The organism is uncultured Wocania sp. (genome assembly GCF_964021735.1).
Taxonomy (GTDB): Bacteria; Bacteroidota; Bacteroidia; order Flavobacteriales; family Flavobacteriaceae; genus Wocania_A.
Genome location: NZ_CAXIBN010000022.1, coordinates 1 through 25,345, shown reverse-complemented (window position 1 = coordinate 25,345; position 25,345 = coordinate 1). Strand labels below are relative to the sequence as shown.

The following is a 25,345-nucleotide window of genomic DNA, read 5'->3' as shown; positions in this document are numbered from 1 at the left end:
TAAACTCTTTTTCTCGCAAAACGAAACCTTCAAATAACCAATCTTTAATATCAAAAAGTACACGTTTACCTTCAGGGTAATAATCTTCAAGGTTTAAAGTGGTTAATTTGCTATTCGCTACGCGATTTAGGATTTCGTCTGGCATTTTATTTTTTCTTTGCTATTAATAGAATTGAATCGGCATCATCAAATTCTTTATAATTTTCGAGTAAAAGAATTTCAAAAGCACCTTCGAAGAATTCTATTAGATTTTCTTCATTATGATAATTAACAAAAAGACCTTTAAATACTTCCGAGCCATCACCTTTCCAAAAGGAATGGCAAATTATGCCATCTGCATTTAATATTTCGTGCTGTCTTTTAATAGATTTAATTAATTCGCCATCTTTTAAATGATGCATTACTTTATTTGAATAGACACCATCAAATTTTTTATCAGTTTTTAATGTAACAGCATCTAAATTAAGAAATTCTCCATTAGGGTTTTTAGCAGTTAAATAATTTAAAAATTCATTTGAATTATCAGAACCAATAGTTTTATATGATGTGCTTAATATTTTCCAATCACTTCCAGGGCCAGAGCCTATTTCTAATAGTGTTGAATTTAAAGGTAAAATTTTTTTAAGTTTTTCAATCAATTCTGCACCATCATAACCTTTGGCTAATTTGATGTATTCTTTAACTGACTCTTTAGTTTTATAATATTCTCCATCCATTAGTTAAGATTGTAAACTGAATTTACAGCATCCCCAATTCCAACTTTGCTTCCTCGCTCATTAAATCTTGTGTCCACGGCGGATCGAAAGTAATTTCTACTTCGGCACTTTTAACCTCGTTTAAAGATTTTACTTTTTCTTCAACTTCTAGCGGTAGTGTTTCTGCCACGGGACAGTTAGGTGTCGTCAATGTCATTAAAATTTTAACATCGTAATCTTCGTTTACAAATACATCGTAAATTAATCCTAACTCGTAAATATCAACAGGAATTTCTGGATCGTAAATTGTTTTTAAAACGTTTACTATTTTTTCGCCTAAGGCGTTTGTGTCTATTGTTGTATTACTCATAATTTTTTATTGTTTATGCGTTTATTTGTTTAAACTAATAAACCTAGTTAAGTTGTGTTTGGTATGCTATGGCATACATTTTAAGTTGTTTTATCATGCTTACTAACCCATTAGCTCGCGTTGGTGATAAATGTTCTTTTAACCCAATTTTATCAATAAAATCGGTATCGGCATCAATAATATCTTTTGGGTGTTGATTAGAAAACACACGAATTAAAATAGCAATAATGCCTTTTGTTATAATGGCATCACTATCAGCGGTAAATTCAATTTTATCATCCTTCATTTCGGCATGAACCCAAACTTTACTTTGGCAACCTTTAATAATATTGCTTTCGGTTTTGTATTGGTCGTTAATTAAAGGTAAATCTTTACCCAAATCAATCATATATTGATAGCGTTCTTCCCAATCTTCAAACATTGAGAATTCGTCTATTATTTCGTTTTGTATATCTTCAATAGTCACAGTAACAAGTTTTATGCAAAAATACAATAAGAAATGTTGCTATTCAATGTTTTCAGAAATAGATAAGATTTCTTTAACAAGTATGGCGATTTCTTTTGGCGGATTTCCGTGGTCGAAACTTTGTGATTCGTAAACACTACCATAATAAGTAATCTTTAAATTTGCTATGGCTGCGCCATCAAAAAAACGATCTTCGGAAGGTGCTTTTAGGTTTGGTATGTTTTCAATATCAATTTTTTTAAGAACAGTTATAAGTTTTGACCAATCACCTTCACTACAAGTTTTTTTGTTTGGTTTTACTCCGTGCTTATTTATTGTTGAAACTTGCTTTTTATTAATTACAATACATTTGTAAGCACCTCTAGTTTGCGTGGTGTATTCTAAAGAAATAGCATCTTGATTTATTTTTGATTGCGAACAACTATTATCTACAAACATTAGCGAAAGCATTAAAAATAGATATTTCATTTTTATAAATTTTAAACTAGATAATATTAAGAATACAAAAAAGACGCCAAAGTTGGCGTCTTTTTAACTTTTATTAAAAGAATATAAATTAGTTACCTATCATTGAAGCTCTAGGACCTCCAGAAGCAAAAATAGCACGCATTCTGTTGCGTTGCCCATCTGTAAACATGTACATGCAAGCATCATAGGTGTAATCCATATAATTCATTGTCATATCAGCAGTTTTACAGCTAACAGATGGGAATGTTGGACATCCTCCATTAGAAGCACCAGCAGTAGGAGTATCGGTAACAAAATCATCTCTATTGCATCTACCATCTCCCCAAATATGACGTAGGTTAAAGTAGTGCCCCACTTCGTGAGTAGCTGTTCTACCTAATCCGTAAACACCACCGGTATTTCCAAAATAGTCTCCACCTAATACGACACCATCTGTTGATGAATTTCCACCAGGGAATTGAGCATATCCTAAAATACCTCCACCAATATTACATACCCAAATGTTTAAATGCGTTTCAGGGCTAATTGGGGGATAAGCAGCTTTTACTGAATTGTTTGTTCCCCAAGAAGCTTTTGAATCATTATGTCTAAAAGTACCAGCTAAACTAAAGCTAAAACCAGCATCTGTAGCATCATTGGCAAACGTAGTTCCAGAAGGAAGTTGGTTTGTATTAATATCTCTAAAATCGGCATTTAAAGTTGCCATTTGAGAGTTTATTTGACTTTGAGTTATTACATCAGCGTCTGGATATACAATATGTATGTATACAGGAATATTAATAACTCCTAAATTATCTTGAATTGGTAACACATCAATATCTGCATCTCCAGATCCTCCACCTGGATTTCCACCGCCTCCACCAGGCTTTCCTTTTGTAGCTAAAAACTTTCTTGTATGATATTCAATATTATACATTTTTTTTGCTAGTCCAGGATTGGCATCAAGTTGTTTGTTAAGCACATCCATTGCGTAACAGGATTTTTTATTGCTTTTTCCATTAGAAGATTTGGATGAGAAGTCATTATTGGAATCGGTGTAAACATAAAAATCGCTCATATCAATTTCTTGTTCTTGAACGATTTCATTTTTGTCATCATCACATGCAGTGAATAGTAAGGCTACTGCAGCCATACTTAAAAGTAATTTTTTCATATTTAAAATATATTTGAATTAGTCGATGCTGAAGATAAAATTATTTTAGAAATTATCTAATAATTATGCAAAAAACCTGTTAATTATTCGACAAAATACACGATAGTGTTATATAATTAACAGTATTATGCGACTCAAATAAAAAGTATACTCTTAAAAAAATAGGTTTTGATGAATTATGAAAGCATCATTTTTGCCTTCTTAACACCAGCAACCAAAACGTCAATTTCTGCCTTGGTATTATAAAATGCAAAAGAAGCTCTAATAGTTCCAGGGATTTTATAAAAATCCATAATAGGTTGCGCACAATGATGCCCTGTACGAACAGCAATTCCCAGTTTATCTAAAATAGTGCCCACATCATAAGGATGAATACTTTCTAAATTGAATGAAATAACCGATGTTTTATGTTTTGAGGTTCCGTAGATTTTTAAACCTTCAATTTCTAGAAGTTTTTCTGTAGCATAAATTAACAATTCATGCTCGTATTTTTCAATAGTATCGAAACCAATAGTGTTCATATAATCGATAGCTGCTCCAAAGGCTATACCACCACAAATATTTGGTGTGCCTGCTTCAAATTTATGTGGTAAACTCGCATAAGTTGTTTTCTCGAAAGTAACTTCGGCAATCATTTCACCTCCACCTTGATAGGGTGGTAATTTGTTTAACCAATCTTCTTTTCCGTAAAGCACTCCAACTCCTGTTGGACCACACATTTTATGTGCTGAAGCAACATAGAAATCGACATCTAATTTTTGAACATCTGGTTTTATATGTGGGCAGGCTTGTGCACCATCAATTAAAACTGCAGCTCCAACTTGGTGTGCTTTTTCAATAATATATTCAATAGGGTTTATAGTTCCTAAGGCGTTTGAAATATGATTTACAAAAACAAGTTTTGTATTTTTTGAAAGCAATTTGTCAAATTCCGACATGATAAGTTCGCCATCGTCGTTCATGGGGATGACTTTTAAAACAGCACCTGTGCGCTCGCAAAGCATTTGCCATGGCACAATATTACTATGATGCTCTAAAGCCGAAACAATAATCTCGTTGCCTTTTTTTAATAGTGATGAAAATCCGCTTGCTACTAAATTAATACTGTGTGTTGTGCCAGAAGTTAGTATGATTTCGTGTGAAAACTTAGCATTAAAATGTGCTTGTATTTTTAAGCGTGCTTGTTCGTATAAATCGGTGGCTTCTTGACTTAAAGTATGTACGCCACGATGAATATTGGCGTTGTAATTAGAGTAATAATCTACAATAACATCAATAACTTGTTGAGGTGTTTGCGATGTTGCTGCATTATCAAAATACACCAAAGGTTTGCCATTTACTTGTCTGGATAGTATAGGGAAATCTTTTCTTATGTCGTTTACGTTGAACATGGCTGATGGTTTAGCCCCGATAGAAGCGGCATCCTTTTTTGAGGTACGAGAAAAAGATACAGCGGATAGCGGGAAATAGCTTCAAATAAAATTATAGATCAAACCCAATATTTACACCTAATTTATTGGCAATTATTTTGGTGATGCGTTGTTTTATTTCTGGGATTTTAACCGAATTTAAAACGTTATTACTGAAGGCGTACATTAAAAGTGCTTTAGCTTCTTTTTCTGGAATACCTCGTGAACGCATATAAAACATAGCACTTTCGTCTAATTGACCAATGGTACAACCGTGGGAACATTTTACATCATCAGCAAAAATTTCTAGCTGTGGTTTAGTGTTTATAGTTGCTTTATCGCTTACTAAAATATTATTATTAGCTTGAAAGGCATTGGTTTTTTGCGCTTCTTTTTCTACTATAATTTTACCATTAAAAACTCCTGTTGAATTCTCACCAAAAATACCTTTATAATCTTGATGACTTTCGCAATTTGGTTCTATATGATGCACTAATGTATTGTGATCGACATGTTGTTTGTCACCAATAATCGTTACGCCTTTTAGTATAGAATTGATGCGTTCCCCTTCTTGATAGAAATTAAGATTGTTGCGTGTTAATTTCCCTCCAAAAGCAAAGGTGTGCACAGACGCAACGCTTTCGCGTTTTTGTTTAATGAACGTATTGTCTATTAACGATGCGTTAGCATTATCGTTTTGTACTTTGTAATAATCTACAATGGCGCGTTTGTTTGCGAAAATTTCGGTAACACTATTGGTTAACACTGGATTATCTGTTAAACTTTGATGACGCTCTATAATTTGTACATGCGAATTCTCGTCTACCACAATTAAATTACGTGGTTGTAGCATGGTTGCTGATTCGTTTCCTGTAGAAAAATGAATGATTTGAATTGGTTTTTCTACAAGTTTATTCTTTGGAATATGTATGTACGCGCCTTCGCTTGAAAATGCCGTATTTAGTGATGGTAAACTATCTTTTGTAGCGGCTTTGTTAAAATAGTTTTCTATTACTAAACGGTATTTTGGTTTTGACAATGCTGCCGACATTAAACAAACATCTATACTATCATGCGTAGTTTGCGATAAGTGCGAAGAATATTTACCATCAATAAAAACGACTTTGTAGCTGTCTATATCATGGATAAAATATTTTTTTATGTCATTATAATCTATAGTATTTTCCTGTTTAGGGAATACACTGTAATCTTCTTTTAATATTTTATTTAAAGATGTGTATTTCCAAGCCTCTTCTTTTTTGGTAGGGAAGCCTTTTTCTTCAAATATTTTTATGGCATCGTTTCTAACATCGTGTATATAAGTGTCAACATCTGCTTGGTCTTCAAATACTAGAAAGGATGATACTAATTTTTCTTTTAAATCCATTTTTGTTCAGTTTTCAGTCACAGTCTCAGTTTTCAGTAAAAATAAAAGTTAAGAAAGAACTGTTTACTATTTTTAAACTTTTTTAGTATTCAGTTATGAGTGAGCAGACTGCTAACTGCGACTGAATACTGTTTATTTGCGTTATGCGCCAACTTCTTCTTTAATCCAGTCGTATCCTTTTTCTTCAAGCTCATGTGCAAGTTCTTTAGGACCAGATTTTACAATACGGCCTTCGTGTAAAACATGAACAAAATCTGGAACGATATAATCTAATAAACGTTGATAATGCGTTATAACAATTACTGCATTGTCTTTATTTTTAAGTTTGTTTACACCATTTGCCACAATACGTAAAGCGTCAATGTCTAATCCAGAATCGGTTTCATCAAGAATAGCCAATTTTGGTTCTAGCATAGCCATTTGAAAAATTTCGTTTCGTTTTTTCTCTCCACCAGAAAACCCTTCGTTTAAGGAACGTGATAAAAATTTCCTGTCAATTTCTAATAAATCAGCTTTATCACGAATCAATTTTAGCATGTCTTTTGCGGGCATGTCTTCTAAACCTTTAGCTTTTCGTGTTTCGTTAATAGCGGTTTTAATAAAATTAGTAACAGAAACTCCAGGAATTTCTACAGGATATTGAAACGAAAGAAAAATACCTTTGTGGGCGCGTTCTTCTGCAGAAAGATCATCAATGTTTTCGTTTAGTAAAATGATTTCACCTTTATCAACTTCGTACTCTTCTTTTCCAGCGATAACTGATGCTAATGTGCTTTTTCCAGAACCATTTGGTCCCATTATAGCATGTACTTCTCCTGGTTTTACTTCTAGGTTAATACCTCTTAATATAGCTTTGTCTTCAACACTTGCGTGTAAGTTGTTTATCTTTAACATAATTATTCTTTTCCTAATTTTACAACGTTATTTTTTTCATTTGAAGCAGGCTTTACACTCAGTATTTCTTTTATTTCTACTTGATTATCCCAACCTTCTTCACCTTCTGGTTTTTGAGTAATCTTTCCGCGAATCTCAACTAAAACAAAATCTGTTGGTTCCTTTTTAAATGGTTTTGCCTTATCGTTTAATTCATCAACTTTTTCGTTAAGAATTACACCATAAATTTCGGCATGTGTTTGTAAGACTGCAGCATCAGCATAATATACAAACTCGCCTTTTAAAAGTGTTAATCCATCACTTTGTTTTGCTGTTCGTTCTGAATTTTCAGTTACAATAGATTCTTCTTTCTTTTGATTTTTAATATCTTTTTTACAGCTTAAAAATGCTGTAAGACATAAAATAACAATTAATACTTTTTTCATCTTTATTAATTTATCCAACACTTCCTTCTAAACTAATCTCCAATAATTTTTGAGCTTCAACTGCAAATTCCATTGGGAGTTTATTTAAAACTTCTTTACTAAAGCCGTTTACTATTAAGGCGATAGCCTTTTCAGTATCTATACCACGTTGATTACAATAAAAAATTTGGTCTTCACCAATTTTACTAGTGGTTGCTTCGTGCTCTATTTTTGCCGATTTATTTTTTGCTTCTATATATGGGAAGGTATGTGCCCCACACTCATTACCCATTAGTAAACTATCGCATTGAGAAAAGTTACGCGCATTTTCTGCTCTAGAATTTATTTGAACTAAACCACGATAGCTATTTTGAGATTTTCCTGCTGAAATTCCTTTTGATATAATAGTCGATTTAGTGTTTTTGCCCAAATGAATCATTTTCGTTCCCGTATCGGCTTGCTGATAATTGTTTGTTACTGCGATGGAGTAGAATTCACCGACTGAATTATCTCCTTTCAAAATACACGAAGGATATTTCCATGTTACTGCAGAACCAGTTTCAACTTGTGTCCAAGAGATTTTTGCATTTTTCTCGCATAAACCACGTTTGGTTACAAAGTTGTAAACACCACCTTTCCCTTCGGCATTTCCAGGGTACCAGTTTTGCACGGTTGAGTATTTTATTTCTGCATCATCAAGTGCAATTAATTCTACAACGGCAGCGTGCAATTGGTTTTCGTCTCTACTCGGTGCTGTACAACCTTCTAAATAAGAAACGTAACTGCCTTCGTCAGCAATAACAAGTGTACGTTCAAACTGTCCTGTTCCTGCCTGATTAATTCTAAAATAGGTTGAAAGTTCCATTGGGCAACGCACCCCTTTTGGAATGTAACAGAAACTTCCATCACTAAATACAGCAGAATTTAATGCAGCATAAAAATTATCTTTTTGAGGCACCACGGTTCCTAAATATTTTTTTACAAGTTCCGGATGCTCTTTGATAGCTTCAGAAATACTCATAAAAATAATACCTTTTTCACCAAGCGTTTTCTTAAATGTTGTTGCTACTGAAACCGAATCAACCACAACATCCATAGCGACATTAGCCAATTTTTTTTGCTCATCTATCGAGATGCCTAGTTTTGCAAAAGTTGCCAATAATTCTGGGTCAACTTCATCTAAACTATCATATTTCGGTTTGCTGTTTGGTGCAGAATAATATGAAATACCTTGAAAGTCTGGTTTTACATAATTAACATTTGCCCAATCTGGTTCGGTCATCTCTTTCCAAACTCGAAAGGCTTCTAATCTCCAATCGGTCATCCATTGTGGTTCGTCTTTCTTTTTAGAAATAGCGCGTACAATATCTTCATTTAAACCATTAGGGAATGTATCAGATTCAATATCGGTATAAAAGCCGTATTCGTATTCTTTAGTTTTTAGCTCTTCGCGTAAGTCATCTTCTGTATACTTCGACATAATGCTTTCTTAAATTTATTATAATGAAAATGATTCGCCACAACCACAAGTGCGGTTTGCGTTAGGGTTATTAAACACGAACCCCGTTCCGTTTAATCCTCCCGAATATTCTAGAGTAGTGCCTATTAAATACAAGAAACTTTTTTTGTCAACAATAATTTTCACGCCATTGTCTTCAAAAATTTTGTCTTCTTCTTGATTTTCTTTATCAAACTTTAAATCGTAAGATAAGCCAGAACAACCACCACTTTTAACTCCAACACGCACAAAGTCTTCGGTTGGGTTATAGCCATCGTCAGTCATTAATTCAATAACTTTTTTCTTAGCTGTTTCAGAAACTTTTATCATATTTTTTTTATTAGATTTAGAATGTTTTAATAGTGTTTTTTATTAAGACACTTTCTAAATAGAGTGCAAATATACAATATAAGTCATGGATTACCATATAACCTAACATTATATTAGTATATAGTTTTATAGGTTTTTTTTATTGATTTAAGAAGTTTGGATTACTTATAAACTCATAATCAGAAAGTGATAGTAAAAAGGCTTTTAAATCGGCTTTATCTTGGTCTGATAATTGCACGCCGCCTTGAGCTACCTTTTTCATTAAAGGATCTATTGTTGACGAGTTTTGTAAGCCTTCGCTGTAATGATTTATAACATCATCAAGTGTTTCGAATCTGCCATCGTGCATATAAGGCGCAGTAAAAGCAAGATTGCGTAACGATGGCGATTTGAATTTACCATTATCTGATGGGTCACCAGTTATAGCCCCCAAACCTAAATCTGTAATTGTAGCATCTAAACCGTTGTTATGAAAAATATTATCGGTCCAAAGTGGGTTTTTATCGCTGCCGTGACAATGAAAGCAATCGCCTTTGGTTTCGTCCATAAAAACATTAAATCCGTTCAGTTCTTCAGGAGTTAAATTTGTTTCGCCTAAAAGGTATTTATCGAATTTTGAATTGGATGAAATTAAAGTCCGTTCAAATTGAGCAATGGCTTTTGTAACCAAAGTTGAATCGATTGTTGAATTACCAAAGGCTAAGTTGAAAAGTTTTGGATAATCTGGATGTTGCTGAAGTTCAGTTTCTAATTGAGACCAAGAACTTTTCATTTCAATTGGGTCTGAAACAGGTACAAAAGCTTGATGTTCTAAACTGAATGAGCTTCCATCCCAAAAGAATTTTTCATCATAATTCCATGCGAGATTGAATAAAGGCATCGAATTTCTGTTCCCTCGAATACCATCGATTCCGTCGCTAAATCTGTCGGCATCAGAAAATGCGTTTTCTGGAGCATGACAATCGGCACAGGCTTGTGTGTTATTTGCTGATAAAATAGGATCGAAAAACAACTTTTTTCCTAAAGTAATACCTTCAACAGTTTGTGGATTATTTGTAGGAATTACTGGGTTTAAAATATTGTCTTCAAATAATCGAGGAATTTGTAACGGACTTGGTGTTGTCACATAGGTTTCTACACTTTCATTTGAACAAGACGAACAGATGAAAATAAATATACAACTAATATGTGCTATCCATTTTTGCAAAAATTATTGTATAACAGATTTCAAACTAAATACATGTTGTCCATTTTCAAACATCATAATTTGGGCATTAAAATTGGGCATTAGCGTATTGTTTAAAGCATTCAAATTCCAAGGGTTTGGGTTTTTAAACCATTCGGCAATATTCATTTCAATATTAAATGTTGAATTGTTTTCAATGGTTATCGATCCTAAATCAACCTCAAAAAAAGTATCTTGAAATTCTAAGGGTATTTTAGAAATATCAACCGCTCTTATAGCATGATATGCATAACCTATTTCAGTAGCTGAATTGTTAATAAACTTACCTTCTAATTGCATAAAATGATAGCCACCACCTAACATTGCAGGAACAATCCATGAAGCCGAATTTAAATCTTGATAATTATTATTATAATTAGCATCGTTATCGAATCCAAAGGTGAAATAAACGTGGGTATAATTACCTAAAGGAATTGTTTTCGATGGCGTAAATGATAGATTTTTGTTGTTGGTGACATCGACTAAATTGTAACCATCCAAAATAGTTTTTTCTCCGTTTGATTTTTGAAAAGTGATTTTTGAAATTAAATATCTGAGTTTAGTAATGCTTAATTGTTCGCCATTTGCATTAGTATATTTAATATTGTTAAAATCTGCGTTTGAAACCGATATTTCGTCCCAATTATGAGTAAAATTGAAAGTAGCGTTAACTTGATTAATATTGTCGTCATTGTTTTCACTACAAGAAATGAGAAGTAAACAAGTAAATAATATTGAAGCTACTTTATTCATTTATTTTATTTTGAAAATCAGCATATCTGTAAACCCTTTGTTTTCTAAAATATCAAAATCTGAGCTGTTTGTTTCTCCAACTCCTATTATGGATTTATCATTTAGTTCAATTACATCAAATGCAAAATCAATAGCGGTGCCCCCAATGGTTTTTTGCCATTTTAGATTAGCATCAGCATCAATTTTTAAAACCCAAGCATCGTTTTGTCCGTTATTATTTGAAACATCACCATCACTACTTCTTGAGCTTCCCGAAATTAAGAACCCACCGTCTTGGGTTTTTGAGACAGATCGAGCCACATCAAAACTTGTGCCTCCAAAAGTTTTCTCCCAAATTATATTGCCAAAAGGAGACATTTTAATCACCCATAAATCGGCTGCACCTTGGTTTTCAGAAACGTCCAAATTATTGCTTCTAGTATCTCCAACTATAATATAATTGCCGTCATTTGAGTTTGTAATAGCTCTAGCTTCGTCAATTTCTGTGCCTCCAAAAGATTTCTCCCAGATTAAAGTTCCTGTTTCAGATATTTTAATAACCCAAAAATCGTAAGAGCCTTTATTGTTTGATATATCGACATCATTACTATCTGAAGAGCCTACTAAAATATAACCATTATCGTTAGTTTGAATAACATCGTAGGGGGTATCTGTAAATGTGCCACCATAAAATTTGCTCCATTGTTTGTTGCCAGTAGCGTTAAGTTTAATAGCCCAATAATCGCCACCTGCGTGTTTTTTAGCAAAAGACTTGCTATTGCCTAAACCTCCAGAGGCAGTGACATCTAAAGTGCCAGTTATGAGGAAGCCATTATCATTGGTTTGTATTATTGAAATGCCATCATCAGCACCAGAAAAACCAAAAGATTTTTGCCATGAAATATTACCTGAACCATCTAATTTTAAAATCCAAAAATCACTAGCTCCAGCATTTTCGGTTACATCACCATCTGCACTTTGACTGAAACCAAAAATGGCAAATCCACCATCTACTGTTTGAATAATATCTGTGCCTCTATCGTCATCACTTCCTCCAAATGTTTTTTGCCATTGTAGGTTGTTGGCAGTATCAAATTTAAGTAGCCAATAATCAAACAAACCGTTTTGTTTATTAGTAACATCGCCATCATCACTTTGTGTATATCCAAAAACTGCATAGCCATTATCTGGCGTTTTAACAACTGTTTTTGCGCTTTCATTTTTAGAGCCACCATAGGATTTTATAAATTCTATTTCAGGTTGAAAAGGAATTATTTCTTTTGTGTCATTTTCGTTTTTTGAACAGTTTGCAAAAAAGAAAGCAATGGTAAGAAGGTATAATATTTTAAGGTTTTTTTTCAGCATAAAAGTATTATGTGCCGCTTTTTCTAACGATGAATAAACCGCCTTCTATATCACTAATAACAATATTTCCGCTTTCAAAATAAGGGTATACATTCCAAACGCCGTTAAAATTAGCGCCATCATTTGATGGAAAAGTATCAAAATAACCAACTTCGGTCATGGCATTTGATGATGCGGCAATATTGGTAATATCCAGTATTCTTAATCCAGCTCTATAATTAGCTAAATAGTATGTATTACCTTTTACATAACCATTATGGTCTATGGCTAATGTTGGACCAAAATAAGTAGAAGATAATGTAGGATTATCTAAATCATTAAAATCAAAAACTAATGTTTTTGTATTGTTTCCAAAAAATTGTTCATCAAGCTCATCTCCTAAAATGAAATACTGTTGATCTTCAGTAAACCAACCTTGATGTGTATAACCAGAATTTGAATAGGTTATATCAGAAATAAATTGTGGATTTGCTTTGTCTGAAACATCAAGAATTACAACTTTATTTGTACCAGAAGTACTGCCATTACTACCTATGTAAATTTGTTTTCCTGTGTAATCAGTATCAGGGCCATTATATGTTATTACTTGTGCATCGTGCGAGTAACCATTTGCTGAATAACCACCAGCAGCAACAGGGTCTTTCGGATTAGTAATATCAACAAAGTTTGGACCACCACTATAGGTGTTACAGCCTACTAAATAAGCGAAACCTTCTTCCTCGTTAATTACTATATTATGGCAACTTCCAACTCCAGTATAAACAGCATCAGTAGTAAACGTTTCAGGGGGATTTTCAACATTGCGTAAACGTGTTAAATCAAACACTTGCATACCATGAGCACCAACATTATCGGCAACTATAAAGGCATGGTCTTTATATACTTTAACATCACGCCAAGAATTAGCAACGGTTTCTGTTGGGACATTACCTAGGTAAATTGGGTTTGTAGGTTCAGTAATATCAATAAAAGCAACGTTTGTATCCGTGGCTAATAACACATACTCATTACCCGTAGATGGGTCTGTCCAACCCCAAGAATCATTTCCTTCTGAAGCACCAAAAGTATTTATTGGCAAATGCGCCATTAAATCGTAATCCTTACAAGGATAAATGCCTGCAAAACCATTTTCGCAAATAGCAGCTGGAGTATTGGGATTAATAAAATCGCTGTCACATAAATTACCTATGCCATCACTATCTGCATCTGCTTGATCTGGATTTGCAATAGAAGGGCAGTTGTCTAAACTTTCTTCAATACCATCATTATCTGTGTCAATTATTACAGCAGATTCTACAGTTTCATTATCACAAGAAAAAGTAGTTGAGAACAAAAAGCATCCTAAAATTAAAATTTTTAGAACATTAGTACTTTTTATAGACCGGGTCATAGTTTTGCAATTTTTTAATTATTCTTTTTCAATTTCTATTTTAATATCATAGCATTATATTAAAACGAACTATTTTTAGGATATATTATAATCTTAAATATCTAATAAATAATAATTTAGGTAAACAAGATTAACAGCAAAGTTAGTTTAATATTAGTTAAAAAGACTGACAGCTCATCGATTTTAATGTTAAAATTGAATGCTCTAACCTTGAAAAAATGACTTCTTTTTAATGTTATAATATTAAAAGCATGCCAATTAATAAAAATAGCTTCTTACTTTTGCAGTATGATAGAAGATAAAAATCAACAAAGCACACAATTAAGCGATTTAGGTGAGTTTGCACTTATTGAGCATTTAACTAAAAATTTTAAAATTAAACATAAATCGACCATCAAAGGTATTGGTGATGATGCAGCGGTTTTAGAGGTTAAAAATAGTAAGATTGTTGTTACAACCGATTTACTTGTTGAAGGAGTGCATTTCGATTTAAGTTATATGCCGCTTAAACATTTGGGTTACAAAGCGGTAATTGTTAATTTATCTGATGTATTTGCTATGAATGCTATGGCTACACAAATTACGGTTTCTATTGCGGTATCTAACAGGTTTCCGCTTGAAGCTCTTGAAGATTTGTATGCTGGCATAGAAACTGCAGCAAATATTTATGATATTGATGTTATTGGAGGAGATACCACATCATCTACAACAGGTTTGTTAATTTCTGTTACTGCTATAGGTGAGGTTGAAAATGATATTGAAGTTTATAGAAACGGAGCAAAACCAAATGATCTACTTGTAGTTTCAGGCGATTTGGGTGCTGCGTATATGGGCTTGCAAGTGCTTGAGAGAGAAAAAGAAGTGTATAAAGTAAACCCCAATAATCAACCAGATTTAGATCCTTATTCTTATATAATTGAGCGTCAATTAAAACCTGAAGCTCGAAAAGATATTGTTAAATTATTGAGTAATTTGAAGCTAAAACCAACTGCTATGATTGATATTAGCGATGGTTTGTCATCTGAAATTATTCATATTTGTAAACAGAGTAAAGTGGGTTGTGATTTGTATGAAGAAAAAATCCCGTTGGATCCTCAGGTTATTTCTACTTGCGAAGAATTTAATATTGATAGTACAACAGTTGCTTTAAATGGAGGCGAAGATTATGAATTGTTATTCACAATTTCTCAAGAGGATTATCCAAAGATTAAAGCGAATCCAAATTTTTCAATAATTGGTCATATAAAAGAAGAAAGCGCAGGCATACATTTAATTACTAGAGCCGAAACAAGAATACCAATAAAGGCGCAAGGGTGGAAAAATTTTAATGCTTAAAGACGAGTAAATTAGGATTAAGGTTTTTTCGGTTAGTTCTAGAAATGCGTTTTTTGTGGATATATTCTAAAACTTTATTTATTTCCTTATATTTAGAAGTAAGTTCTGTTAAGTTACCAGAACTACTGGTTGTAAATTCTTTTCTACAATTTTTACAGGTATATTCTTTGACATGATAAGTAACTTCTCGTGCTATTTCTAAATCATGTCCAAACATCTTACAATGAATGCTTTTCATAAACTTTAACTATTAATCAATACTATTTTAATGGAGAGACTTTAAATGTATTAAAAAGCCGTTAAAGTTATCAATAGAATGTTAATAAATCGACGAAGCGAATGATTTTTCCTTTAAACGTTGTGTTCTTGAAGCATGAATACGACTTAGTATGGCATTAATCTCCTTAAACTTAGGGGTTAGCTCTATTAAATTGCCGTTGCTGTTTGTAGTTAATTCTTTTTTGCAGTGTTTACAAGTGTACTCCTTAACATGATAAGTCACTTTTTTAGTTACTTGATAATCATGCCCAAAAAGATTGCAGTACATTTTTGGGATAAAAGTAGGTTTGTTAGTATTTTTTTTCATGGGTTAAATTTTTAGGGACAATAAACATAGGGAAAATAAATAATAAAAACGATAAAATGATATTAATTTTCGATGAAATGCATTATTCTGTGTAAGAATTCGTCTTTATTCTCAATATGGCACATATGTCCATCAGGAAATTCTACTACTTTTATACGCGCTTTTTTTGCTTGTAATACCAATGAATTGTAATTTAAAACAGGATCTTTTTTACTGATTATCATCATTACCTTAAATTTGTTTGAGCTTAAAACAGCTTCTCTATTCGGTCTAATTTTCATGCCTTCTAAAGCAGCAATAATGCCCTGTAAAGGTGTTTGTAAAGCTTCAGCAACTATTTGCTTTATTTCATTAATAAATATAGCTCTGTTTTTTGGTCTAAATAAATTATTAATTGCTATTCTAATAAATGTTTTATGGTTTTGTTTTACTGTTATAATGGCTCTATCTCTATTTTCTTTTTTTTCTTTTGAATCTTTTTCGGCAGTTGAATTCATCAAACATAAACCTATGATGGCATCTGGATTTTTTTCCGCGAAAGCGAGTGCTACATAACCACCCATAGAATGCCCAATAAAAGTAGATTGTTTAATTTTTAAATGATTTAAAACGGTCTCAACGGCTTCAGACATAAGTTCCATGGAATGTATATAGCCTATGCAACCTGTTTGCCCATGCCCCAATAAATCAATACAAACAACTCTGTTTTTTTTTGTTAATTCTGGCAGAAAATCATGCCACATATTTGAGTTTTCTAAAAAACCGTGAAGCAAAACAATGGCTTGCCCTTTGCCTTCATCGGTATAAAAAATATTGATGCCTTTGTACTCTAAAATCATTTTTAAACTATATTAGACAAATATAAACCATGCCATGAATAAAACTAAAGAAACCTTTGTATTTGGCTTTGCATTATTTGCTGGATTTTTTGGCGCAGGAAATTTAATTTTGCCACCGTTATTAGGGTTTAATTCAGGTGCAGATTGGTGGTTGGTTGCTTTGGGTTTTATTACATCGGCAACTATAATTCCGTTATTGGCAATTTTTGCACATGCCAGACTACAAGGCACCATGTTTGATTTTGGTAAAAAAGTATCTCCGCTTTTTAGTTTAATTTTTTGCTTTTGCATGTATGCCATTACTATTGCGCTACCTTGCCCTAGAACAGCGGCTGTGACTCATGAAATGGCGATTGCACCTTTTTTTGATACAAGCGCATTACTTACTAGCATTGTTTATTTTGTATTAGCATTTATTTTTGTGATGAATCGGAACAAAGCATTAAGCATTCTTGGTAAATATTTAACGCCCATAATTGTTTTAATAGTATTGGCGATTATTGTTGTTGGTGTTTTTTCTGCTGAAACAACTATGAGTCCTTCAAGTTTTGAACTCCCTATAATAAGTGGATTGTTGGAAGGCTACCAAACATATGATGCTATGGCAGGTATGATTATGGGGGGTGTTGTATTGGTTTCAATAAACAACTCTAAAAACAAGTTATCTTTTATTGAAAAAAGAAAGATGGTTGCAAAATCTGGACTTATAGCAATGACAGGGCTATTTGTTATTTATGCAGGTTTAATTGCCATTGGAGCGTTTTATAATGGGCAATTTGATAGCGGTATTTCTAGAACCAATCTCCTTTCTGGTTTGGCTACAAAAACTTTAGGAAATGTTGGGTCTACATTTTTAAGTGTGTTAGTTGCTTTGGCTTGTTTTACTACAGCTGTTGCTATTATTGTAAGTATTGCAGATTTTTTTAAGACCTATTTTAAGGAATCTCAAAAGGCTTATTTAATTACAACTATTATATGTTGTTTAGTTGGGATATTAGTTGGGCAAATGCAAGTTAAGTATATTATAGATGTAGCGCTACCTGCTTTAATGTTTATTTATCCATTGTGTATTGTGCTTATTTTATTGAATGTTATTCCAGAAAAATTGGCATCAAAACTAGTTTTTAGAGGTGTTGTTTTAACCACTTTTATTTTTAGCATTCCAGATTTTTTAGGATTCATTATTAATTCAACTCATCTAGAATATGTTAAAAGTGTAATGCCTTTAGCTAGCCAAAATTTGGGTTGGATACTTCCAGCATTAATTACATTTTTAGTGTTAAATATTAAAACTTTTACGACTAAAGCTACATCTAATTAATTTGATGTATGGCAGTTCAAGATATTTCAACCTATTCTTATAAAGATATATTTTCTCTAAGCGTTATTCAATTTGAAAAAGCTTGTGTATTTAATAATCCTGAACAAATAGATGCCTATAATATCTATTGGATTAAAGATGGAAAAGGTGTTTATAATATAGATTTTGAAAGTTATGCTTTTGATGATAATGTACTTTTCTTTTTATCTCCAGGGCAAGTGTTTTCAGTTGAATCTGAAAAAATAAAAGAAGCATATAAACTAACTTTTGTTCGCGATTTCTATTGTATTCAAGCGCATGATAAAGAAGTGGCTTGTAATGGAATACTTTTTAATAACGTATACGAAACACCTTTTATAAAACCTTGTGAAAGCGATACAAATAAACTTAATTTTATTTTAGAAAGCTTGATTGACGAATTTAAAAAAGAGGATGTAACTGCACAATACGATATGCTTCAAGCATATTTAAAACAATTTATAATTCATTCTGTTCGCATAAAAAAGGAGCATCATATTATAAAAAATAATGACGAAACAAAACTCTTTAAAGATTTCAGTCTATTAGTAGAGCAGAATTTTAAAACATTACATTCGGTAACCAATTATGCAAATCGTTTGGGAGTTTCTCCAAAATCGTTAACCAAACACTTTCAAAAAATAGGAACTCAAACTCCGAGTGGTTTTATAAAAAATAGAATTATATTGGAAGCACAACGTCAACTTATTTATTCAACCAATTCTGTAAAACAGATAGCTTACCATTTAGGTTTTAACGATTCGGCATATTTTACGCGTTTCTTTAAAAAAGCGACTTCAAAATCACCACTTCAGTTCAAAAAAGATTATAAAAACTAGTCTGTCCTAGTATTAGGAACTTTTGTCCATTTTTTCACCTTACTATCGGTTGCATATTTGCATTGTAATTAAAAACAAAGTGATTATGACAACAGAAAATAAACAATGTCCAAATTGTTGGGGTTATCAAGAATACGATGAAAATTTCCCCGAGAGACAATTGTGCGAATGCAAAAACATAAGTAAATAAATTAAACAATAATTAAAGAATAGAAATTATGAGCACAAGAATTGAAACATTAAACCCAGAAACAACAGCAGGAAAATCTAAAGAATTATTTAACACAGTTCAAAATAAATTAGGCTTTATTCCAAATTTAATTAAAGTATTTGGAAACTCACCAGCAACGTTACAAACCTATTTAAGTTTGGGCGAGTTAACCGCAAGCGGAAACTTTAGCAACAAATTTAGAGAGCAATTAGCATTAGCAATTGCCGAAGAAAACGCATGTAATTATTGCTTATCTGCGCATACAACCATTGGGAAAATGAATGGTTTAACTATTGAGGAAACAGAGCAAAACAGGCAAGGAATTGCAACCGATGCTAAAACACAAGCAGGTTTGCAATTTGCACAAACAGTAACAAAAAATAGAGGTCAAGTTTCTTCGGAAGCTATTCAATCAGTAAAAGAAGCTGGTTATAATGATGGCGACATTTTAGAGATTATTTTAAATGTAGTATCTAACACATTAACAAATTATGTAAACCATATAGCTGAAACTGAAGTAGATTTTCCAAGTGTTGAAGCTGGGAAATTTACAGTAACATCAAACTAAATATTTAAATAAAAACCAAAATAGAATTTAAAAATGAAAACAATGAAAAATTTAATAGTAGGATTATTTTTAGTAGCCTTTACAATAACCGCTACTGCACAAGACAAAATGAATAAAACAGTTGTTAAAACGGTGTCTTTTGAACAAACAAAAGGTGAGTTTACACAAAAGGCATTAACACTTACCGAAGGGATATATGTGTTTAATGTAACAAATAACAATGCAGCACCAGAAGTAGGGTTAGTATTAATTGAAGATGGTAAAGATGGATCTAAGCCTGAAAATCATATTGCTGATGCTTATGTTTCTCAAATGGTGAAGCATGGTAAAACAGAATCTTCAAAAGAGGTAACGCTTAAAAAAGGGACATACAAGTATTTCTGTCCGTTTAATAAAACTCCAGAATATACTTTGGTTGTAAAATAATTGGTTTGATGGTGATTGATTAATAGTTGAAAAGGCACTCATTTTTTTGAGTGTCTTTTTAATTTTTCACCCTTTTAATTGCTGTAAAAGCTTTGTCAACATATTCATCTTCAACCAGTATAGTAAACTCATTTGTGGTTGAAATTACTTCGTAAAGCACTACACCTTCCCACGCTAACCGCTTAAAAAAATGATAATATAATCCCGCAATTTTCGAGTTGTCTTGAGGTAAGTTTATGGTTATTGCCGATAAATTATCTTGTACCGCAAGAAATTTTTCGTTTTTTAAATGCAGTTTTATGAAGTCTTTTAAGCTGCTAGAAATAATCATATTGCTTTCGTGAATACCTCTAGTAAAGGTGTAAAATAATTTAGATTCATCGTCTATTTTTTCTAACACTTTGGCATGATTATGTATTAAAGTATTCGAATTTTTTACAGTAAAATCAGTTAAATTAGAACGTACAGTAATATCGCCTAAATTCTGAAGCATGCGCTTCATTTTTGCAGAATTAGATAAGGTTACTGGCGGATTATAGCGCCTTAAAGCCATCATAACAGCTCCTGGTTTCACCTCTTTTTTAAGCATTTCGCTAATCGGTTTAGTTAGCTCTATAGCCAAAGCACTAAAATTTATGATGTTTCTAGATAAAGCTTCTTCTAAATAAGGCTGCGAAATTAGTATGTCTTCTACACAGTTTGATACAGTTTTCATGTTAATTATATAACAATTTGTGCAAATATAAACGTTTTTTTGTAAAAATATCTTTATTGAAGAAATGAGTTATAATTTTACATTGATTAAATCAATAAGAATGAAAGTATTAAAGTTTGGTGGCACATCGGTTGGGTCTGTAAAAAACATTACAAACGTTAAGAATATTATTAATGATGGCAATAAGAAAATTGTTGTTTTATCGGCAATGTCAGGAACCACAAATGAGCTGGTTGCTATTGCAAACCATATTAAAGATGAAAACTCAAATGAGGCTATTAATAAAATACACAAGCTCCATGAAACTTATAGCCTAACAATTGATGAGCTTTTAATAGATAAAACTTTAAATAATGAAACAAAAAATTATGTTTCAGATATTTTTAGTTTGTTAATAAACTCAACTTATAAACCGTTTTCAAACGTATTAGAAAACACAATTTTAGCTCAAGGAGAATTACTTTCAACCTATATATTCAACTGCTATTTAAAACAAGAAGGTATTCGTTCTGCAATATTGCCAGCCTTAAATTTTATGCGAATTGATGCTACTAAAGAACCCGATTTGCCTTATATAAAAAAACATTTTGAAACTGTTTTTAATACTGCCAAAACTTCAGATATTTATATAACACAAGGTTTTATTTGTTTAGATGCTGATGATAAAATATCAAACTTACAACGTGGCGGAAGCGATTATACAGCAACAATAATAGGTGCTACAATAAAAGCTGAAGAAGTGCAAATTTGGACAGATATTGATGGGATGCATAACAACGACCCGAGGTATGTTGAAAACACCAAACCAATTTCAAATTTGTCTTATGATGAAGCTGCAGAATTAGCCTATTTTGGAGCAAAAATATTACACCCGCAAACCGTTACACCAGTTAGAGAATACAACATACCAGTAAGCTTAAAAAACACTATGAACCCTGAGGCTCATGGGACATTAATTTCTAGTATTACATCAGAAAATGGTATTAAAGCCATTGCTGCTAAAGATAATATTACGGCTATTAAAATTAAATCTGGAAGGATGCTTCAAGCTCATGGGTTTTTAAAGAAAGTCTTTGAGATTTTTGAAGTTTATGAAACGTCTATTGATATGATTACAACATCTGAAGTTGCCGTTTCACTTACAATTGATAATGATAGAAATTTAGATAAAATAGTTGCTGAACTCGAAAAATTTGCATTGATTGAGGTTGATAAAAACCAAAGCATTGTTTGTTTAGTAGGGCATTCAGTTGTAAATCATGAGTATACTTACAAGTTATTTAAAATTTTAAAAGATGTAAAAATAAGAATGATTTCTTACGGCGGAAGTAAAAATAATATCTCTCTATTAATAAATGCTAACGATAAAGTTAAAACACTAAGAAAGCTAAATGGTTATTTATTTGAATTAGTCACTCTATAAAAACACATGTAAATTGCAGTTTTTAGTGTTGTAGTTTGAGGGTCGTTTTTAAACGACCCTCATTTATTTTTATGAGTTCATTAAATCTTCAATCTCATCTGCATCAATAGGAATATTTCGCATTAAATTAAAAGGTTCTCCATTGTTTTGAATCACAACATCATCTTCTAATCGAATACCAAAACCTTCTTCAGGGATATAAATACCTGGTTCAACAGTAAACACCATATTGGCTTGCATAGGTTCTGTTAAAATACCGTAGTCATGTGTGTCTAATCCCATGTGGTGGCTTGTACCGTGCATAAAATATTTTTTATACGCTGGCCAGTTTGGGTCTTCGTTTTGCACATCGGCTTTATCAAGTAAACCCAAACTTAATAATTCAGAGGTCATTAATTTACCAACTTCAACATGGTAATCTGCCCAAATAGTTCCAGGAACAAGCATTTTAGTTGCTTCATTTTTTACGCGATTAACAGCGTTATAAACAGCTTTTTGTCTTTCAGAAAACTTACCAGAAACGGGAATAGTTCTAGTCATATCACTAGAATAGTTAGCATATTCAGCTCCAACATCTAATAAAATTAAATCGCCTGTTTTACATTGTTGGTTATTTTCAACATAATGTAATACATTAGCATTGTTTCCAGAAGCGACAATTGGTGTATAAGCAAATCCTTTTGAGCGATTATTTAAAAACTCATGCATAAATTCTGCTTCAATATTATACTCCCAAACCCCAGGTTTTACAAAGTTTAAAATACGACGGAATCCTTTTTCGGTAATATTACAAGCTTGTTGCAATAAATCAATTTCTATTTGATCTTTAACTGAGCGTAAGCGTTGTAAAATAGGGTTGCTTTTGGCTACCGCATGTGCAGGATATTTATCTTTTAACCATTTTGTAAAACGATCTTCGCGAGTTTCGGTTTCAACATTTGCTCTATAATGCTCGTTAGTATTTATATAAACGGTATCGCATTGCGTCATAAGTTCAAACATAATTTTTTCTAGGTCTTGTAACCAGTAAACAGTTTTAATTCCTGAGGTTTCAAACGCTTTTTCTTTGGTTAGCTTTTCGCCTTCCCAAACAGCAATATGTTCGTTAGTTTCTTTTAAAAATAGAATTTCACGATGACTTTCTTTTGGGCAATCTGGAAATAAAACTAAGATGCTTTCCTCTTGGTCTACGCCACTTAAATAAAAAATATCACGATGTTGCTCGAAAGGCATGGTGCTATCTGCGCTTATTGGATAGATGTCGTTTGAATTAAAAACAGCTAAACTATTAGGCTTCATGTTCGAAGCAAAATTTTTTCTGTTTCTTATAAAGAGATTTGAATTTATTAAATGATATTTCATGTTAACTATATATTAAGTTTGCTAAATGTAGCAAATCTAAATAAATCATGTATAATTATTTGTTATATTTGGTAATCCCTCAAATTTTTTAAAAACTAAATTAGCAATAGATTAATTTACAAGCTATTAGATTTAGTTTTTTAATTTCACAATAACACTAAAACTTAAGATGATGAAGAAAATTACTTTGCTTGTTACATTACTATTCAGTTTATTTATGACTGAAAATCTATTTGCACAAAAGATGCTTAGAGAAACATCCTTACAGCAACAAATTGATAAATCGAGTTTGGTTGTAGAGGGGAAAGTGATTGCAAAAAAATCTTTTTGGAATACAGATAACGGACTTATATATACAAAAAACACAGTTGAAGTTTATAAAGTTTTTAAAGGAGAACCAACTACAATAGTTGATGTTATTACACTAGGAGGAACAGTTGGTTTAAAAAATTTAACCGTAAATCCAAGCTTAAAACTTTATAAAGGAGATGTTGGTGTTTTTACTTTGCAAAAAAGTAATGTATCAGCTTATTTAAAAAAGGATAAACTAGCAAAAAAAGAGTTTAGACCTTATGGTTCGTCACAAGGATTTTATAGGTATAATTTATATGATAACATTGCTGCAAACCCCTTTAGTAAAAAGAAAGGAATTTCAAATTCATTTTATGATGAAATAATGAATTATACAAAATCTAGTTATATTGAAGTATCAGAGTTTAAAACTAATGATTACTCTAAATCAAATCAATCAAAAAACTCTTTTGTTCCTAGCTCAATAACTTTCCCTCTTACAGCGGTAACGGCAGGGACTAAAGAAGTGCTTACAATTAGTGGTTCTGGTTTTGGTGGGGTAAAAGGAAAAGTTGGATTTAGTAATGCTAATGACGGAGGTGCGACTTATGTTGATGCTTTAGATAGTCAAGTATTAACTTGGTCGGATACTCAAATTACAGTTGAAGTTCCTTCTGCTGCAGGGACTGGAAAAATTCAAGTAACAGATGGAATTACTCCAATTCCAGGTGTTGCGGTTTCTTCTGCGAATTTAACTGTCTTATATTCGGAAAGTAACGTTGAAGGAGATTACGGAGAAGGGGAACTTGCTTATCAAGTTCAGCATTATAATCAAAATGGAGCAGGAGGTTATACATGGGAAATGCAAACAGATTTTTTTAATGATACAGAACACCCTGGTGCTAAAGCAGCATTTGAGCGCGCTTTTAATAATTGGGTTTGTGAAACAGGAGTAAATTGGGTAATCAGTGATACCGCGACAATTGTAGACATTATTGGTAATGATACTATGGCTGATGGTAATATGGATGGAGAGCCAGATGAAGGAGATGGGACTAATGTTATAAGGTTTGATAATGGGACTGAACTTGAAGATATAACGATGAATGATGATATTTTAGGTGCTTGTTTTTCATGGTATTCGGGTTGTGGACCTTCACCTTTCAAATGGTATGTTTCAGAATTAGACATAGTATTTGATAGTGACATTAATGACCCTATTACACCAGCTATGGAGTCATGGTATTTTGGGAGTGATCCTTTAGGAATTGCTTTTGAACAATGGGATTTTGAAAGTGTTGCATTACACGAGTTGGGTCATGGACATCAGTTGGACCATATTATTGATAATTCTACACCAGTAAATAATGGAAATGATGTTATGAATTATACACTTCAAAATTTTGAATACCAAAGAGTAATTGGAGCAAATAACAGTACAGCCGCTAACAATATACAAGGTAGAAGCGAGGGTGCAATGGTTTGTTCACTTGCATTAATGACAAATGCCTCGTGTCCGTTAAGTGTTAATGAAAATGAATTAACAGAAGCCATAAAAATATACCCAAATCCAGCAAAAGACCAATTTTATATCAACAATGCGTCATATATTAATTTGCAAAAAG

The 25,345-nt window shown here is 32.3% G+C and carries 28 protein-coding genes; 7 read left to right on the top strand and 21 right to left on the bottom strand.

Translation table 11 applies throughout. The annotated features are described in order from the left end of the window. From AADI82_RS03570 to AADI82_RS03495, 16 genes are all read right to left on the bottom strand, one after another. A partial coding sequence (locus AADI82_RS03570) for a DUF2480 family protein (protein ID WP_341215095.1) occupies positions 1 to 145 on the bottom strand: 145 nt, incomplete at its 3' end. Position 146: 1 nt separating this feature from the next. Beyond that, positions 147 to 716, bottom strand: a complete 570-nt coding sequence (locus tag AADI82_RS03565; RefSeq protein WP_341215094.1) for a class I SAM-dependent methyltransferase — start codon at positions 714 to 716, stop codon at positions 147 to 149. Between the two features lie 22 nt (positions 717 to 738). Next, positions 739 to 1,065 carry a DUF59 domain-containing protein gene (locus AADI82_RS03560; protein WP_341215093.1) on the bottom strand — a complete coding sequence of 109 codons (327 nt, stop codon included), beginning with the start codon at positions 1,063 to 1,065 and terminating at the stop codon, positions 739 to 741. A 43-nt stretch (positions 1,066 to 1,108) separates the two neighbouring features. After that, entirely contained in the window at positions 1,109 to 1,531 is a 423-nt protein-coding gene (locus AADI82_RS03555) for a SufE family protein (protein WP_341215092.1), read from the bottom strand. 39 nt (positions 1,532 to 1,570) lie between these two features. Further along, positions 1,571 to 1,999: a hypothetical protein gene (locus tag AADI82_RS03550; RefSeq protein WP_341215091.1), complete on the bottom strand. Its 429-nt coding sequence runs from the start codon at positions 1,997 to 1,999 to the stop codon at positions 1,571 to 1,573. A gap of 88 nt (positions 2,000 to 2,087) precedes the next feature. Continuing rightward, positions 2,088 to 3,152 (bottom strand): zinc metalloprotease, encoded by a 1,065-nt coding sequence (locus AADI82_RS03545; RefSeq protein ID WP_341215090.1) that lies wholly within the window; start codon positions 3,150 to 3,152, stop codon positions 2,088 to 2,090. Positions 3,153 to 3,328: 176 nt separating this feature from the next. Then, a complete protein-coding gene (locus AADI82_RS03540; protein ID WP_341215089.1) occupies positions 3,329 to 4,543 on the bottom strand; it encodes a cysteine desulfurase in 1,215 nt (404 codons plus the stop codon). 91 nt (positions 4,544 to 4,634) lie between these two features. Continuing rightward, a complete protein-coding gene (sufD, locus tag AADI82_RS03535; protein ID WP_341215088.1) occupies positions 4,635 to 5,948 on the bottom strand; it encodes a Fe-S cluster assembly protein SufD in 1,314 nt (437 codons plus the stop codon). A 141-nt stretch (positions 5,949 to 6,089) separates the two neighbouring features. After that, positions 6,090 to 6,842 carry a Fe-S cluster assembly ATPase SufC gene (sufC, locus tag AADI82_RS03530; protein WP_341215087.1) on the bottom strand — a complete coding sequence of 251 codons (753 nt, stop codon included), beginning with the start codon at positions 6,840 to 6,842 and terminating at the stop codon, positions 6,090 to 6,092. Between the two features lie 2 nt (positions 6,843 to 6,844). Next, on the bottom strand, positions 6,845 to 7,267 hold the full coding sequence (locus AADI82_RS03525) for a hypothetical protein (protein ID WP_341215086.1): 423 nt from the start codon (positions 7,265 to 7,267) through the stop codon (positions 6,845 to 6,847). A 10-nt stretch (positions 7,268 to 7,277) separates the two neighbouring features. Next, positions 7,278 to 8,726, bottom strand: coding sequence for a Fe-S cluster assembly protein SufB (gene sufB, locus AADI82_RS03520; RefSeq protein WP_341215085.1), 1,449 nt, complete (start codon positions 8,724 to 8,726; stop codon positions 7,278 to 7,280). 18 nt (positions 8,727 to 8,744) lie between these two features. Next, positions 8,745 to 9,074, bottom strand: coding sequence for an iron-sulfur cluster assembly accessory protein (locus tag AADI82_RS03515; RefSeq protein WP_341215084.1), 330 nt, complete (start codon positions 9,072 to 9,074; stop codon positions 8,745 to 8,747). 139 nt (positions 9,075 to 9,213) lie between these two features. Beyond that, entirely contained in the window at positions 9,214 to 10,281 is a 1,068-nt protein-coding gene (locus AADI82_RS03510; RefSeq protein WP_341215083.1) for a cytochrome c peroxidase, read from the bottom strand. Positions 10,282 to 10,284: 3 nt separating this feature from the next. After that, positions 10,285 to 11,052 (bottom strand): MbnP family protein, encoded by a 768-nt coding sequence (locus tag AADI82_RS03505; protein ID WP_341215082.1) that lies wholly within the window; start codon positions 11,050 to 11,052, stop codon positions 10,285 to 10,287. Next, positions 11,053 to 12,396 carry a hypothetical protein gene (locus AADI82_RS03500; RefSeq protein WP_341215081.1) on the bottom strand — a complete coding sequence of 448 codons (1,344 nt, stop codon included), beginning with the start codon at positions 12,394 to 12,396 and terminating at the stop codon, positions 11,053 to 11,055. Positions 12,397 to 12,403: 7 nt separating this feature from the next. Beyond that, complete coding sequence (locus AADI82_RS03495) at positions 12,404 to 13,786, bottom strand: choice-of-anchor B family protein (RefSeq protein WP_341215080.1); 1,383 nt, start codon at positions 13,784 to 13,786, stop codon at positions 12,404 to 12,406. A 288-nt stretch (positions 13,787 to 14,074) separates the two neighbouring features. Between AADI82_RS03495 and thiL the strand changes: the two genes are divergently transcribed. Continuing rightward, positions 14,075 to 15,121 carry a thiamine-phosphate kinase gene (thiL, locus tag AADI82_RS03490; protein WP_341215079.1) on the top strand — a complete coding sequence of 349 codons (1,047 nt, stop codon included), beginning with the start codon at positions 14,075 to 14,077 and terminating at the stop codon, positions 15,119 to 15,121. Here thiL and AADI82_RS03485 read toward each other — a convergent pair. From AADI82_RS03485 to AADI82_RS03475, 3 genes are all read right to left on the bottom strand, one after another. Continuing rightward, positions 15,111 to 15,359: a hypothetical protein gene (locus AADI82_RS03485; RefSeq protein WP_341215078.1), complete on the bottom strand. Its 249-nt coding sequence runs from the start codon at positions 15,357 to 15,359 to the stop codon at positions 15,111 to 15,113. The genes thiL and AADI82_RS03485 overlap by 11 nt on opposite strands. A gap of 81 nt (positions 15,360 to 15,440) precedes the next feature. Beyond that, positions 15,441 to 15,707 (bottom strand): hypothetical protein, encoded by a 267-nt coding sequence (locus AADI82_RS03480; protein WP_341215077.1) that lies wholly within the window; start codon positions 15,705 to 15,707, stop codon positions 15,441 to 15,443. Positions 15,708 to 15,769: 62 nt separating this feature from the next. Continuing rightward, a complete protein-coding gene (locus tag AADI82_RS03475; protein ID WP_341215076.1) occupies positions 15,770 to 16,546 on the bottom strand; it encodes an alpha/beta hydrolase in 777 nt (258 codons plus the stop codon). Between the two features lie 34 nt (positions 16,547 to 16,580). Here AADI82_RS03475 and brnQ point away from each other — a divergent pair, with 34 nt between their 5' ends. The 4 genes from brnQ to AADI82_RS03455 all read left to right on the top strand — a co-directional run bounded on the left by brnQ (position 16,581) and on the right by AADI82_RS03455 (position 19,929). Continuing rightward, entirely contained in the window at positions 16,581 to 17,867 is a 1,287-nt protein-coding gene (gene brnQ, locus AADI82_RS03470) for a branched-chain amino acid transport system II carrier protein (RefSeq protein WP_341215075.1), read from the top strand. A gap of 8 nt (positions 17,868 to 17,875) precedes the next feature. Beyond that, a complete protein-coding gene (locus AADI82_RS03465) occupies positions 17,876 to 18,724 on the top strand; it encodes a helix-turn-helix domain-containing protein (protein ID WP_341215074.1) in 849 nt (282 codons plus the stop codon). Between the two features lie 218 nt (positions 18,725 to 18,942). Then, positions 18,943 to 19,503, top strand: coding sequence for a carboxymuconolactone decarboxylase family protein (locus AADI82_RS03460; protein WP_341215073.1), 561 nt, complete (start codon positions 18,943 to 18,945; stop codon positions 19,501 to 19,503). Positions 19,504 to 19,545: 42 nt separating this feature from the next. After that, the gene (locus AADI82_RS03455; protein ID WP_341215072.1) at positions 19,546 to 19,929 is read left to right on the top strand and encodes a hypothetical protein; all 384 of its coding nucleotides are present in this window, start codon (positions 19,546 to 19,548) and stop codon (positions 19,927 to 19,929) included. 58 nt (positions 19,930 to 19,987) lie between these two features. Here the strand turns inward: AADI82_RS03455 and AADI82_RS03450 are convergent, their stop codons facing one another. Next, positions 19,988 to 20,644, bottom strand: a complete 657-nt coding sequence (locus AADI82_RS03450; RefSeq protein ID WP_341215071.1) for a hypothetical protein — start codon at positions 20,642 to 20,644, stop codon at positions 19,988 to 19,990. Positions 20,645 to 20,744: 100 nt separating this feature from the next. Here AADI82_RS03450 and AADI82_RS03445 point away from each other — a divergent pair, with 100 nt between their 5' ends. Next, a complete protein-coding gene (locus AADI82_RS03445; protein ID WP_341215070.1) occupies positions 20,745 to 22,067 on the top strand; it encodes an aspartate kinase in 1,323 nt (440 codons plus the stop codon). A gap of 69 nt (positions 22,068 to 22,136) precedes the next feature. On the opposite strand, the gene AADI82_RS03440 is transcribed toward AADI82_RS03445, so the two are convergent. Next, positions 22,137 to 23,429: an aminopeptidase P family protein gene (locus tag AADI82_RS03440; RefSeq protein WP_341215069.1), complete on the bottom strand. Its 1,293-nt coding sequence runs from the start codon at positions 23,427 to 23,429 to the stop codon at positions 22,137 to 22,139. Between the two features lie 172 nt (positions 23,430 to 23,601). Between AADI82_RS03440 and AADI82_RS03435 the strand changes: the two genes are divergently transcribed. Next, a partial coding sequence (locus AADI82_RS03435) for an IPT/TIG domain-containing protein (protein ID WP_341215068.1) occupies positions 23,602 to 25,345 on the top strand: 1,744 nt, incomplete at its 3' end.